Below are 15,128 nucleotides of genomic sequence, written 5' to 3' on the forward strand. Positions count from 1 at the left end.
TGACCCGGCACGGCCGTGCGCACCATTGTAGGGATGAGAGGATCAGTTTTTCGGTGACCCATGGAAAGCCTGCGATTTTCCTGCCTTCGGCTCGTTCGTCTTCTGGCTTGTCTTTGGCTTTTTTCCGTTTCCATGTCGGTGGCCAGCATCGCGGATAGCGATCCTGGTTCATCCGGCCCTGCGTCTGCCGGACTGATGGACAACGGCTTCGACGTGGCCCAGGCCCTGCTTCCCGAGCCGGAAGACGAACCGGATGATCGTTCTGGTGCCAGGGTAGATATCGAGGGCATGGCACGCGTTCTGAAGATGACGGACGCCCAGGTCCGCATCGCCCGCATGCTCCACGAGGTGCGGACGGGAGACCGGACGCCGGAGCAGTTCTTCAGGGGACTGGCTTCAGATGACATGAAAGCGACCATGTTCGACGTGATGAAGGTCCGGTCGAAGCTGGTCGATCATCCGGAAAGCTGGTTCAAGGATCAGATCCTGGGTCCAACATACGAAGCCGGCGGGAGCCCCGTTGAGAGAAAACTGCTTCTCTGGCGCAGGACGGAGACCAAGGCTGCCATCAAGGAAGTTATCAACCGTTTCCGGAAGGCCGGCCGGGTGCCGGCCAACGACTTCAAGCTGATCATTTCACACATCGGCAAGTGGGCGAGCCAGGCGGATGTCTCACTGACCTTTACCGGCGATATCGATTTCAGCTTCGTATGCAATGATATCGATCTTGCCAAGGACATGAAGGCGGCTTTCGGAGAGATCATCTTCGAAAGGACCGGGCTGACGCCGACGGCGCTGGATTCCGTCGCCACGGCGCACGGGGCTGCGGGCCTGGAAGTCTATATCGGCGAACACGGGATGCAGTTTGCCGAAGAGCAGATGAAGATCAACGAGGTGGTCAATCTTGCAACCGGTGCGAGCCGGAAGGTCGAAGGGGATAATGCCGTGATGGAAATCGCCGGCATCCTGACTTCGGAACGCGCATTCGCCAGGGCGGCGGGTATCGAGTTGCCGACGCCAAAGGTCAACAACGAGCCGGGGCTGTCGATGGAGATGGCCCGTCATTTCCAGCACGACATCGTCAAGCCGAAGCTTTTCGACACGACCAATGCCGTCGTGAAGGCCGCAAAGTACCTTGACCGGAGCTACAAGGCGCTCGAGGCGGCCGGCGGTACGGCGGGGGATCCGAAACTGGCGAAATTCGCCGGCGAGATCACCACGCTTGCCAATGCAAAGCCGCAGACCGGGGCGACACGGGACAGCACGGTTCGTGCCATCTCCGACTATTTCGGCAGCCCGCCGCGAACGGTCTGGGATGCGAAATCGAAAAAGCTGGTGCTGACCATCGATACGAAGGCCATCGACGTTTTTCACGCCAAGGCCACGAAGGCGCTTTGGGCCACGGTCGTCCAGGGGTCCGATACGCAGACGAAAATGATGGACCAGCGCCTCCGCGACCTGCTCGAGCGGGATGCGAAAGGCGACCAGGAGGAAGCCGTCAAGGAGGAGATCGCCAAGCTCCGCCAGGACATGGTCGGCCTCGTCGACATGGTGGAAGCCGAGATACTCGCGATGAAGGGCGAGACGGTGCCGGTCGAGGTCTACGTCAACAACGCCAAGGTCAAGGCAATGATTGAGTTGCTGGCCAAGCGTTTCGGCACACGGATTCTCAGTATCGAGGAACTCAAGGACAAGCGGTTCGTCGAGGAATGGCTCAAGGCCCAGGGCGACAATCCCAAAAAGACCGGGCTCGAACTGATCAAGAGCTACATCATGGAGCGGACGATCGACGCCGCGGCGCGGGGAGCGATGCAGGGGGTGGAGAAGGCGAACCTGTTGCTCGACTTCGTGGACGACCGGCTCCTGGGGTCGTTGCGGGGCGAGGGCGACTTCGCCGCGTTCGAAGCGGAGATGAAGAATATCCACCTCGCCGAGATCGATCCGAAAACACAAACGGACGCCTTGGGCATGCTGACCGCGCTCAAGGGCAAGGTCGCATCCAAGATCCGGGAAACCAACATCCGCCTGAACGAACAGTTGCAGGCAACTTCGGCCCGGCGCCAAGGCATGAAGCTGATCATGGTCTACGGCCTGATCGATGAAATGGTGGCGTATCGGGATGCCTGGAACGCCGAGGGATGGAAGGGATTTGCCACGGAGTGGGTGCGCCGCCGCGTGCCGCTCGGCTCGGCGATCGAGAGCTACGTGATGGGCAATACGCTGCGGGCGGGATGGGATGCCATCACCACCATCGTGCCTCCGCTCGGGCTGCCAGAAGCCGCCTATGGCATGGCCGCGGCCGCTTATGACCGGCTGCAATCGACCTACTGGAACGAGCAACTCGAACTTTTCACCGACAGCCTTTATGAGACCGCCGTCTTTAAGCCCGAGTTCGAAGGCGCCGGCGACGAGCGCCGGATCGTCCGGTTTCGTCTCATCTCGACGACGTACGAGGGCAAGGAACTGAACCTGCGGGAGTTTGCGGAAAAACGGGAGGAAGAAGTCGCGGCCCTGCGCGACCAGGTCGCCAGGCACCGCATCGATCCGCGGGACTACCAGGACAGCCTGCACGGTTTTTCGGCATGGCTCGATGCCGACAAGGTGCTTAAGGCCAATCTCGAATCCACCGATCCCGTGCTGATGATGCTGGAAGACATGGCCAACCACGAAGCGACGGGGCCGAAACTGCTGGAGCGGATCGCGGAACAGCGGTTTGCCCGTTGGGAGGAGGTCAAGCTCGGCTACATCGTCAATCTGATCAAGCATCTGGAAGACCGGCGCCAGGCCGACCAGATTCTCCTGGACGGGACCGAAATCGACCTGTTCGAGGAATTGCGCCGGATCGCGATCGAACTGGGGATCGAGCAGGCGGTCCGCGATGGCCTTCAGAACGAAGCGCAGTCCAGCATTGCCAGGAACATCTACACCTGGCTCTGGGACACCAAGCGGTCCACGCTTCTGCAAGCGCCCGTGCGAAGCGAAATGTCGAAGGCGGTGCAGATCGGCAAGAAATACCTCGAGGCCTACAAGAAGGTTCTCGTGCTGGCGCGACGCGCAACAGCAGAGCCGTCGGAAGGTGAGGAAAGAAAACTGCCGGCGGGGGCGGCGCGCGATATCGAGGGCCCCTACCTGACCTCGACGCTGTTTCTTTCGGGGAATGGCGAACCCGACCTGGCGCGGGCAAGGATGTGGTTCGATGCCATCGACCGGTCGCGGGAGCGCACCCGGGCAGCCCTGGTCGAAATCAAGCGCGGTTTCCTGCCCAACGCCAATCTCGACGAGACGGATGCAGATTACGTCAACCGGGCGTTTGGCCACGAAGTCTGGATTGGGCCCTACCAGAACGCGAGGCTGCGCGATCCGCGCTGGACAGCGCGCGGCGCCTGGCATCGCGACGAACGCGACAAGGTCTACGACGAATATCGGCGCTGGCTGGAGCAGAAGGGGCCGGTGGAACTGACGGTGACGGCCGTCGACGCCGAAGACGCGAAAAAACGGCTCCACGCGCTGACGATCTCGCTGGAGCCCACCGACGGGCTCGGTGACCCGGTCAGTGCCTTCGCGCTCGGCAATTCCGTGCGGGCTGGCGTTTCGATGGGCCGCTACAGTCTCACGGTGTCCTCACCGGGTTATCTCGATGCGAAGAAGTCCGTGCTTCTGGGTCGCGGCCTGACACCAAAGCCACAGGAACATTTCGAGTTGAAACCCGATCCGGCGATCAAGACGGAGGAGGGGAAACAGGACGACGGTACCAAGAATATCGAAACGCCGCCCGACGAGAAGGACAAGGGCAAGGAGGAAACGGGGGAAAAGAACAAGAAGACGGATGGCGAGAAGGTCACCGACCAGGGTGAACAGGACGATGGTGGCGACGGCAAGGAAGATACGGCCGTGACCGGCCCCGAGGACGGTGGCGTCACCGACGAAGAGGAGTCAAAACGCGACGAGCCCGAGACGCCGGCCGAAACGCCGGTCTTTACAGGCGCTTGCGGCGACGGGTCCGTGTCCACGCCAAAGGCGCCAACGGTCACCCAGCCGAAAACCGGCTACCCGCCCGTGGCCAAGGCGCTGAGCCCGAGGCAGCAATGCATGGCCGGAAAGCCCAGGGGATCGGAAATTCCATGCCTCGACGGTGAGGACCAGCACTGGTACGAAGGCAAGTGGACCTGCTGCGACATGCTCGATGACCGGGTCACCGGCGTCGAGGTGATCGAAAGCCGCAAGATCGAGGGCGAGCTCCCGCCGCCGCCGCAGGATGACACCCTCTCCGCCTCGATCGAAGCGCCGACCCTGGACCTCGAACCCGGGCAGACCATCCGGCTCTCGGCGAAGGTCACCGGCGGGTCCGATCCCTGCACGATGCAATGGAAGGGCCCGGTTTCCGGCGCCAGCAAGACTGTCGACCTGACAGCTCCGGACACCCCGGGCGATATTCCTGTCGAGTTCCATGTTTCCGATGCCGACGGCCGGACCGCCATGGCCAGGAAAATCTTCAAGGTCGGCGGGTTGACGCTCTTCCTCTCGGCAACGCCGGGCCCACCGGTTCGGGTCGCCGTCGGCGATTGGGTCGACCTGTCTGTCACCCTGGAAAAGGCCGGGAAGTCCGTTGCGCCCCGGGACTACACGCTGCGCTGGGAACCATCGACCGAGGTCGAGTTCGCCAATGCCGAGGGGCCAGGCGTTGTCACCAACCGTGTCCAGTTCAAGAAAACCGGACGCCACCTTGTGTGGGTGGTGGCGCTGGCGAGACGCGACGGCGCCCTGTCGACGGTGGCGGAGTCCAACCAGGTCGCGATCGATGTCGTCGAGCCGTCGGTCGCTCTGACCGTCCTGCCGCAGGCGCCCTACATCGGCGAGGAGGTTCGCATCACGGCACAGGAACGGCCGGTGCTGGACGACAAGGACGCTTCCTACTGGTGGGAATTTTCCGGCGACGCCTATGCCGCCGGAGCCACCGCCGACCAGCGGGTCTTCAGCTTCAAGCCCCGGAGCACGGCACCGGTGGTGGTCACGGCGCACCTGAAAGGCAGGGCGGACGGGAACGAACTCGCGTCCGAATCCGTGACGGTCACGGCGCAACCCTACAGCGTTTCGGTGGTCAACCTCGGTCCTGCCTGGGGTGGGGACACGACGCGGACGAAGGTCTGGAAACCCGGCGAAGGCACCGCGACCCTGGAACAGGGAATCTCCACCTTCGAAGACGTGCGCCTGCGTGCCGACATCATGCCCGTTCCGAAGGATACGGTGCTGCGCTATGTCTGGTCGGTCGACGAGGCGTCGACCCTCTCGGGAAACGGGGCGACCCGAGAAACCCGGGTCCAGAGGTTGTCTGCCGGATCGATCGATGCGAGGGTGGAAATCCGCAACGCCGACAACGTGGTGCTCGGCACGGGAACCATTTCGGTGCCGGTCACGGCTCCGACCGATGATTCCATGACCGACAAGACCAGGGCGGACGAACTCACGTCGCTGATCACCCAGGCTCGCCAGCAATGGGCGGCCGGCGAAGTGGATCGCGCCTGCGACAGGGCCCGGAAAGCCGCGGCCACGGACGGGACGTCCCGTGAGGCCGCGTCGCTTGTCTCGTCCTATTGCGAGGGCGCGCGCACCATTTCCGGGGCGGTGGCCGCAGCAGACCGGGCGCTTTCCGGCCTGGATATCGCCTCGGCACGAACATGGCTTGCCGCCGGTGAGACCGTGAACCGGAAGGCGAAGGCGCTCGAGGACCTGGCGAAGCGGATCGCGGAGGCCGAGTCGCGGCGAGATGCCGTCCCGGAGCTCATCGGGGAGGCCAGCCAAGCGTTGGCAAACGGCGATATCGACGGGGCACGAAAGGCCGTCGAGGAGGCCCTCGCGATCAACCCGAATGATCCCGAGGCAAATGCCCTGAAACAGCAGGTCGAAACCGAGGCCGCGGCGCTTGCCGCGCGGAAAGCGGCTTGCGAACAGCGGCTGGCGGTCATTGCCCAGGGGGCGCGGCAGATCAGTGCAAGGGACTGGGCATCGGCGGTGGAGATGCTCGACAGGGGGCTTGCCGATTTCCGCACCGTGTGTCCGGACGACCAGTACGACGCGGTCTATGACAAGGCCATGGCGCTCAAGCAGAGGGCGGCCGGGGAAGTGGCGCGCAAGGCGGCCTGCGACCGGCGCTTGGGGCTCATCGCCACGGGCGCGCAGCAGTGCCAGAAGCAGAACTGGAGCGAATGCCAGTCAGCGCTGGAGACGGCGCTGCAAGGTATCGAAGCGGATTGCCCGCCGGACGCCGGCGCCGTCATCAACCGGGCAAAATCGATGCTCGCCACTGCCCAGGACCGGCAGAAGCGTTGCAACGAGCGTCTGGACCTCATTGAAAGCGGCATGAATGATTGTCGCCGCGGCGAGCTCGCGAGTTGCCGGGCATCGATCGAAAAGGCCGCGGACGGTGCAGAGGCCGATTGCGATCAACAAGGCATGATCGCAATCGGCCGGGCCAGGGACCATCTCGCTCAACTCGGCCCTGTTCCCGATGAAAACAGCAAGCCCGATGACGTACTCGACGTCATCGGCCGGGAAACGATCGGCAACTATGAGATCGTGTACACTGGTGGAGGCTTGACCTGGGCTGAGGCGGAAAGCGCTGCCCGGGCAGCCGGCGGCCACCTGCTCGTGATCAACTCCGCGCAGGAGAACGAACATTTTCTCGATCTGGTCAGAGAGAAATCCGAACTCTGGTTCATTGATGAGGCGGGCAATACCCAGGGACCATGGCTCGGCGGATATCAGCCGGAAGGTTCCAGTGAGCCCGGCGGCGGCTGGCGCTGGGTCACCGGCGAAGCTTTCGATTACACGAACTGGACACCCGGAGAGCCGAACAATGTCGGTGGCGCGGAGAATTGCGCACAGTTTTTCGGACGCGGTCGCGACAATCGCAACGTGACCTGGAATGACGTCGGCTGCGAGTCGAGATCGGTGCGCGCCTACATCATCGAGTTTCCGGCCAGCGATGCTCCCGATGCCAAGGCAGCCTGCGACCGGCGCATGGCGCTCATCGCCACGGGCGCGCAGCAGTGCCAGAAGCAGAACTGGAGCGAATGCCAGTCAATGCTGGAGACGGCGCTGCAAGGCATCGAAGCGGATTGCCCGCCGGACGCCGGCTCCGTCATCGACCGGGCAAGATCAATGCTCGCCACTGCCCAGGATAGGCAGAAGACCGAATCGGACCATGCGCCGGAGCCGCCGGCAACCCCGGACCTGCCAACCGTGCCAGATCAGCCGAAAGTACCCGATCAGCCGGTCACGCCGGTGACGCGTGATTCATGGGTTCTCGTCGAGAGCAAGGCATTCAAGCAGCCGACGACCAGGGAGACGAACATCAACATCGAGATGCCCCTTGTCGCCAACCGGGCCATGCTCGCCACCCGGGACATCTGGGGTGGCAATAACAATGACTACGTGGGTGAATGCCGATGGACTTCGCCGGACCCGCGCCTGGTACCGGGGCAGGTCTACAGCTTTACCGCGGACGTGGTGGCACATGGTGTCGCCCGCGACCGGTACAAGCACCTGGACTACGAGAATGCGCAACTCGCGCACGGGTTCAGCGTCTTCAACAAGGAGGGCAAGTGGACTGGCGGCTATTCGATCGGGAACTGCGTGGCATCCATTGGTGCGCAGACTTACGACGCCAAGAACACATGCCAAACCAATGACTGGAGCCCGCCAGAAGGGCAACCGGGAGACCGGCTGGTCTTCGACGTCACCTGCTCCGCACGCGCCGGGAGTTCCGGCTATCATTTCACCTATGAATGGCAAGCGGCTGGCGCGCAAACGGGCGAGGCGGCCAGCGACGCCGCGGCCGGTTGCGCGGGACTGCCGGGTGAGTGGAACTGGTTCATCAACGGTATCGTGACGATCCGGCCCGACCATACGCACCAGCAGGGCGATATCGGCGGGACATGGTCCTGTACGGGGACGACGGTGCGCATGGAGTGGAACCACGGCTACGTGGACGAACTGGAACTGTCCGCCGACGGGATGCACCTCAGTGGCAAGGGCTGGCCGAAGTCGAACCCGAACGGCACCTACCCGGTGAGCGGCGACCGCCGGAACGTCGAGACCGGGACAAAGCCAGGCGGAGGATGAAACCATGCCGAGCCAGAAAATCGTTTTCGCACTTTCATGCCTGCTCTTGGCCATGCCAGGCTTCGCGCATGCCGGGGACCCCTTGCAGGATGCGCTTGATGCCCTGAAGAAGGCGGAAGAGACGGTATCCGGGACGACTGCCGGCCAGGCGCCAAAGCCGGAAGAGCCATCACGGGCGGTGAAGCAGGGACCCGCCGACGGCGAAGAGACGGGACAACCGGCGGATGCGGCGCCGAAGCCGGACGGGTCCCAGGCGGAGATCGTCTTCTGGCAATCGATTGCCGCGTCGCGGAACGCTGCCGATTTCGAGGCCTATCTCGCCCGCTGGCCGGATGGCACGTTTGCAGCGCTGGCCCACAACCGGCTAGAAGCGCTGGCAACGGACCAGAGCCCGGCTTTGGAAGATCACTTACCCTCGGACGAGCCGCCGCCGGTTGCCGAGCATGAGCCGGCCGAGCCGGACAAGGACGCCGAACTGAACCGGCTCGTTGAGGAGATGGAGAGCAATTTCTTCGGTCGCGACCGGCCTGTCGACTATGCGCGTTCCTACGAGATCGCCCTGCAATGCGCGCCGATGGGTCATCCCAAGTGCATGTTCCGCCTGGGGCGGCTGCTTGAGACCGGGCGCGGCGTCCGTACGGATCCTGTTGCCGCAACGGACTGGTACAAGAAGGCTGCCGAGGCCGGCGAGCCTTACGCGATGTTCAACCTCGGCAACCAGTACTTCACCGGAACCATCGTGCCGAAGGATCTTACCCGCGCCTATTCGCTCTACGAACGGGCGTACCAGTTGAACCTGACCGAGGCGGGGTACGGCCTGGCGATGGTGCTTGTCGACAAGGCCTATCGCGGACGGCGCGATCCGGACCTGGCTGCGGATTTCATGCTGACGGCCATACAGCATGGGTTCGACCACGCGCGCCGCGTCATGATCGACAAGGGGCAGACGTGGCCGCGCGATTTCCGCATGGCGTTGCAACGGAGCCTGCGACGGGACGGGTTCTACCAGGGTGCGATCGACGGGGATTTCGGGCCGGGTACGAAGGGGGCCATCGAGCGCGCGTTCAAGACCATGTGAGCCTCGCTGCACGTCGCTGGTTTCGCGCCCAACCCAGACTGGAGAAGTGACAACCACTTCCGTCGTCCAGTCCGCACACTTAAGCGACAGGGCCGGTGCGGTGCGGCGTGTGGGTAAAAGAAAACGTCGATGGCGGCGATGTGCTCGGCGTTCGCATCAAGGCGCGAGCCACGACGCCGGCCTTTCTTCGCCGGAGTCAACCGACCCTGCCGCGCACTCGCAATCCGGGCGATGGCTGTTGAAACGCCAATCCCAAACCGGGCCGCTGCCGAGTGCGCAGACATGCCGGCCCGTGACACAGCCAGAACGCGGCTGCGCAGATCACCTTGCTGAAAGCGCGGGTCATGTTGCCTCCGACCAAATCACCTGTGGGAGCCATGGGATCAGAAGTCACTGGCAAAAGGAATCCTCAAACCGGATCCGTGTTCAACGGACGTGCTCTAGTAATCTTCTCTCGCGAAACGCGTCTTTCCCGTCTTGAGATCAAAGGTCATGCGTCCTTTCCAGGACGGGCAGCAATGCGGATCGTTTTCGAGCCAGCGCAGACCGAGGAATTCGATCTTGTCCCAGTCGACATGGAATCGCTCGATGATAAAGCGCATGTCGCCGATGACATCGGTCAGCACTAGCCGAACTCCGTTCTTGCCAGATACGGCAAAATACTGCCCATGCTTGTTTCCACCCGAACATTGGCGCGTATCGATCAACATCGCGTAGGAAGATGCCCCGAAAGGCTTGATGTCATAGGCTTCGACGAACTCGAAGCCCCACTCGCTTCGGTCGTCCCCTGGACATGCCGCATAGCGGCCGACCAGCCCCGAACCCTCCGTGAGCAGGTGGCGATGGGCGGCGCGAGACGCCTCTGCCAGCAACGTCGCCGCCTGGTCGAACCCGGAAAGGCCGGCGGCTCCGGAATGAGCGGCTTGGCACGGCCCGATCACCTTGATCGCATTCCGATCCAAGTCGAGGCTGTCGCCGGGCGACAGAAACCCACTTACGCGCAGCCTGTTGCCTTCATAGGGTCTCAGGTCCGCAGGCACGCGTTGCGTACCGCTTGCGGATGATCGTGACAGGAACAGATGGATCACATACTCGCCGGTGCTCTGGTGAGTGCCGAAATCGGTTGTCTCGGAAACAAATCTGCCGTCATGGACGCATCCGGTGATTTCAACGGCAACCGGTTCGGAAGCAAGGGCTCCAGAGGCGAGGCCAAGCATGATCGCAATCAACAGCACTATTCGCATTTCCAATCTCCGCGATTGAAAGAGCTGAGTTCATCCGATCGCGAACCAACGGTCCCCGATCAATTCCTGAACGCCCAAGCTTCGGCGGCCTGATAAGCTAATGGAACATGCGCCTCGGGGAATGCCTTGTGATTGATCGGAATCAATTCATTGCCCTCGAACCCTGTTGCTCACTCATTGACCTGCAACTGTGTTTTTCCTCCACTTGGGAATAGGGCCCGGCACGATCTGAAGCGCTAGCTAATGCACCCCTGGCGGGTGGTGGAGTTTCCGGGCCATCACCCTGAGACTGTCAGGATGCGTTCACCCCGATGCGGCGCGCACCCTTCTTCGCGCCGGATGCCTTAGGCATGGTCACCTTGAGAACGCCCTTGGAAAATTCGGCTGTGATCTTGTCTTCGACGATGCCTTCCGGAAGGCGAAAAGCCCGGCTGAACACGCCAAATCGGCGTTCGGTCAGCTCGCCTTTCTCTTCGCGCTCGGATTTCTTTTCCCCTCTGATCGGATGTGCCGGTCGGTCCTGCAAGACAAATGGCCAGTATATGAGGGACACCGTGGAGATAGCCCATGCGGGCCAGCATGGGAGGGTCCGCCTGCGATGCAGGCGGCTGCGGAACAACCGTCTTCTTGCTTCCGCCGTGAAAAGCCACCTTGAGGCCGAACCGCGTCTGGATGTGGTGGAGATGCGCCCATCCACGGGGTCCGTCATCGTCGGGGCCGTGCCACCACTGGCGCCCGAAGCAATCGCTGGCCTGGTAGGGGAGGCGCTGGCCTGGTAGGGGAGGCGCTGGCGAGGGCATTGGATGGGAGCGCGCCGGCAAATGCGCCCCTTCGTGAAATGGCTGGCGGGCAGGCGCCGGTTTACCGGCGTCATTTCCATCATCGAATCGCCGACCTCAGGCTTTTGCAGGTTCCGCGTCATCGGCGCCCTCTTCTGCCTCGGCAGCCGCTGCCCCGGCTTCTTCCTTCATGTTCGCGCGGATGTCGGCGAACATGTCCTCGAAATGCTCGAAGGCTTCTGCGCCGGCCATCTTCAGGTCATCGAAAATTGTTGATCCGTTCTTCATGGCGGAACGCAGGAAAGGACGCCCAGCGCGAGCCACTGCGGCCGCGACGCCGGATACAAGCAGGATTGCGCCCGTGGCGACCACGGCTCCGAGAATGAACGTTTTCTTTCCCATCGAATTGCTCCAAAAACGACAGGACGGGGCCGCAAGGATCATCGTATCTTATGGCATCGCCAACATGCGCATCTGCGTTGACGGATATCAAGACGCATTGGTTTGGCCACTCCGGTTGTGCCGTCCAGAAGCAGCAGGCTGCTTGCGCTCCGCGCCATGGTATCTTGAAAACCGGCATGCAGCGCCTTCCGGCCAGTACGTAGGCCCGCCAGCAAGCGGCCTCGCCATCAGGCGACCCGCTGGCCCTCGCGCCAGACCGAGCGGACAACAGGCACGTCTCCGGTTCTGCGGACACGGACGAGATCGGCGCGCAGGCCGGTCGCGATCCGGCCACGATCGTTCAGCCCGACTGTCCGAGCCGGGGTCGCGGTGACAAGGCGGATGGCGCGGGCCAGGTCCATGCCTTCCACATTTTCGGCCAGCACGAAGGGCGCGTGTAGCAGGCTTGCCGGAACATAGTCGGAGGACAGCACATCCAGAACACCTGCTTCGGCGAGCGCGCGCGCGGAAATGTTGCCGGAATGCGATTTGCCACGAACGACGTTCGGCGCACCCATCAGCACCGACATGCCAGCCGCATGGCTGGCGTCGGCCGCTTCGCGCGAAGTCGGAAACTCGGCCAGGCGGACTCCGAAGCGTTTTGCTTCCTCGACATGCTCCAGCGTGGCGTCGTCATGGCTGGCGATCGTGACGCCACGCGCCGCGCAGGCATCGGCGATCTCACGGCGATGCGGCGCGGCATACCGCGCCGATGCATCCTGGCGGCGCTTGACGAAATGGGCGAAGGCTTCATCGGAAAGGCCCCGCTTCTCCTTGTAGTAGAGCACGTACTGATCCATGGTCTGGAACTGGCGCTGGCCTGGCGCATGATCCATGAGCGAGGCAAGGCCGACCATGGGATCGGTGCGGAAATCCTCGAAATGCTCGATGACATCGGCGGCCGAGACCTCGCAGCGCAAATGGATGCGATGCTCCGCGCGCAGCCGGTCTTCCCGTGCCGCCTGCGCCAGCGCATCGGCAATGAGGCGCATTTCGCCCTTTGCGAAACCGCCTTCTTCATCGGATCCCAGGCGCAGGCAGTCGAAGACCGTCGTGATGCCGGAGGCCGCTACCTGCGCGTCATGCGCCTGGATGGCCGAGATCGCGTTCCAGCGCACGCCCGGGCGCGGCGAATAGTGCGCTTCGAGATGATCGGTATGCAGTTCGATCAGGCCGGGGAGGAGATAATCGCCCTCCAGGTCCTCGCCGCCTGCGGACCGGCCGTTGTCGATACAGGCGATCCGGCCGTCGCGAATGACGATCGTGCCGTCGATGACTTCGTCCTCAAGCACGAGGCGGGTATTGGTGAAGACCTTTTCAGACATGGGAAAGCGCCGGTTTCTGGCAGGGAATTGGCTGCCTGAAACGATGCAGGCTACGGACGGTGAATGGCGCGCCGGGCTCGTTTTCAGCGAACAGGGCCAGTCCGCCGACGGTCAGAGCCTCTCCGATCCGAGGGCCGAAATGATTCCGGATCGCCGTTTCCGCAAGTTCTTGCTTTTCAGGCTCGACAGGTCCCGTAAGGGTCATGTGAAAGCGGAACTCCTCGCGCACATAGGGATAACCCCATTGCAGGAGGTTCTTTCTCTGCCTTGCCGTCAGCTGGTCCGGATCGCGCCGCGCGATGTCGATCTCGCTGAGCGGGGCCATCAACGGATGGAAGTGCTCGACCGCGGCGCTTTCCATCGCATTGAGTGCATCGACAGGACTTGACGGAACCAGGGCGAAAAAGCGTCCGATGCGGCCCAGCGCCAGTTCCGGGATGTCGAAGGCCTCGTATTGCGTGCAAAAGGCATCAAGCGATGCCTCGATCGCGCTGGCGTCCAGCCCTGGTGCAAGCTGGAACGGGGCGACGATGGTCCCGTGAAACCCGTATCGCCGCGGCGCGGCGGTCATGAAGGCGATTTCGGCACGTTCAAGGCCGGCGTGACCGGTCTGCGCAACGGGTTCACCGGTGAAGGCATCGCGGCCCAGCCATCCGGACGCGGCCATGGTCAGCGGATGTTCCGCGGGCGGCGTGAAATAGATCGCGTAACGCATCGTCATGATCCTTCCGGTTTTCCGCCCCGATAGTCGATTTGCATGACAGCCTGACGATGCATCGCCTTCATCGCGTGCCCCGGCCGATCAGCTTCAGCCGCAGCCAACCCGACAGCGTGTCCATGGCCATCACAAGCAGAATGATGAGAATGATGTAGTAGGAGACCTCTTCCCAGTCCTTCTGCGTGGCGATTGCCTGCGTCAGGAGCAAGCCGATGCCGCCGCCGACAATGGCGCCGATGACGGTGGCGCTGCGCGTGTTGGATTCGAAATAATAGAGCACCTGGCTCAGGAAGACCGGCGTGACTTGTGGCAAGACACCGAAACGCGCCCGCTGCATGGCATTCGCCCCGGTCGAACGGACCCCTTCGATCTGGCGGTCATCGACGTTTTCCAAGGCCTCGGAAAACATCTTTCCGAAGGAACCCGTGTCGGTCATCAGGATGGCGAGCGCACCGGTCAGCGGTCCGGGTCCGAAGGCCCGGCTGAGAATGATCGTCCAGATCAGGCCGTCGACGCCCCGCACGAAATCGAAGAGACGGCGCAGCAGGAAACGGATGGACCGGGCCGGCGCGAAGTTGGATGCGGCCATGAAGGCGAGCGGCAGGGCGATCAGCGCCGCGCTCATCGTGCCGAGGAAGGCCATGAGCAATGTCTCGAACAGGGCCCAGTAAACATCGGCATGACGCCACATGCGGTTTTGAAGGAATTCCGACACCATGTATCCGGCATTGCTGCGCGCGGGGTCGATGCGTTCGCCTGAAACGGCCAGCGTGAACAGTTCCGCTACGCCCTTGCCGGAAAACGGGCTGTCGAGCGTGAAGAAGAAGAGTTCCCAGCCGTAGCTGTAGCGGAAGGTCTCGGTTCGCGCATTGGTGACGGAGATCCGTCCGCCGGGGACGGTCAGGGTTGCACGCGTCGACGAGGCGTTGATCCATTCCGGGGAGGTGCCGTCCGGCGTTGTCACGACAATCTGGCGGCCATCGCGCCGGATTTCGACCGTGCCATAGCCAAGCCGTTCGTAGACGACCGTGTCGCCCCGGTAACGGACAGTCTGGCCCTGCGGAAGGCCGATGTCGACATCGCCACCATCGACCCGGACCCAGTCCGGATAGACACCGTCGGGATAGACGCCTTTTGCCTCTCCCTCGATGGCGACGGAGAACGTGCCGTTGCGGTTGTCCCTGGTGACATGGGTCTTGTAGGAGACGAAGTCCGACAGGAGGATGCCGACATTGTCGAGGCGTGCCTTCGCCATGACGCCGGGAACGTCGAAGGCAAAGAAGACATAGACCAGATAGGCGAGAACGATCACGGGCACCGACATGGCCGCCAGTTTCCGGCGCCGGAACGACCGTTGGACGGTCACACCCAGCCGGACGGACGTTCGCGAAGGGCGGTCGAGCACGGCATCCAGCGACATTG

General features: G+C 62.9%; 8 protein-coding genes and 1 pseudogene. 2 read left to right on the top strand and 7 right to left on the bottom strand.

Features of this window, described 5'->3' with window-relative positions; all coding sequences use genetic code 11:
* Positions 1–195 precede the first annotated feature (195 nt).
* Positions 196–8,121, top strand: coding sequence for a lectin-like protein (locus tag ACLB6G_RS12340; protein WP_410356490.1), 7,926 nt, complete (start codon positions 196–198; stop codon positions 8,119–8,121).
* Positions 8,122–8,125: 4 nt separating this feature from the next.
* A complete protein-coding gene (locus ACLB6G_RS12345) occupies positions 8,126–9,199 on the top strand; it encodes a hypothetical protein (protein WP_410356491.1) in 1,074 nt (357 codons plus the stop codon).
* A 155-nt stretch (positions 9,200–9,354) separates the two neighbouring features.
* On the opposite strand, the pseudogene ACLB6G_RS12350 reads toward ACLB6G_RS12345, so the two are convergent.
* From ACLB6G_RS12350 to phnE, 7 genes and pseudogenes are all read right to left on the bottom strand, one after another.
* A pseudogene (locus ACLB6G_RS12350) lies at positions 9,355–9,483 on the bottom strand (IS630 family transposase); the annotation flags it as partial.
* A 156-nt stretch (positions 9,484–9,639) separates the two neighbouring features.
* Positions 9,640–10,443 (bottom strand): hypothetical protein, encoded by an 804-nt coding sequence (locus ACLB6G_RS12355; protein ID WP_410356492.1) that lies wholly within the window; start codon positions 10,441–10,443, stop codon positions 9,640–9,642.
* A gap of 292 nt (positions 10,444–10,735) precedes the next feature.
* A complete protein-coding gene (locus ACLB6G_RS12360) occupies positions 10,736–11,365 on the bottom strand; it encodes an Hsp20/alpha crystallin family protein (protein WP_410356493.1) in 630 nt (209 codons plus the stop codon).
* A complete protein-coding gene (locus tag ACLB6G_RS12365; protein ID WP_410356494.1) occupies positions 11,340–11,666 on the bottom strand; it encodes a hypothetical protein in 327 nt (108 codons plus the stop codon). The genes ACLB6G_RS12360 and ACLB6G_RS12365 overlap by 26 nt, the downstream gene beginning before the upstream one ends.
* 185 nt (positions 11,667–11,851) lie before the next feature.
* Positions 11,852–12,988, bottom strand: a complete 1,137-nt coding sequence (locus ACLB6G_RS12370; protein ID WP_410356495.1) for an alpha-D-ribose 1-methylphosphonate 5-triphosphate diphosphatase — start codon at positions 12,986–12,988, stop codon at positions 11,852–11,854.
* Positions 12,981–13,703 carry a DUF1045 domain-containing protein gene (locus ACLB6G_RS12375; RefSeq protein WP_410356790.1) on the bottom strand — a complete coding sequence of 241 codons (723 nt, stop codon included), beginning with the start codon at positions 13,701–13,703 and terminating at the stop codon, positions 12,981–12,983. Before ACLB6G_RS12375 ends, ACLB6G_RS12370 begins: the two co-directional genes overlap by 8 nt.
* Before the next feature lie 67 nt (positions 13,704–13,770).
* Complete coding sequence (phnE, locus tag ACLB6G_RS12380; protein WP_410356496.1) at positions 13,771–15,126, bottom strand: phosphonate ABC transporter, permease protein PhnE; 1,356 nt, start codon at positions 15,124–15,126, stop codon at positions 13,771–13,773.
* Between the last annotated feature and the right edge of the window lie 2 nt (positions 15,127–15,128).

The organism is Zhengella sedimenti, assembly GCF_046506625.1.
Taxonomy (GTDB): Bacteria; Pseudomonadota; Alphaproteobacteria; order Rhizobiales; family Rhizobiaceae; genus Zhengella; species Zhengella sedimenti.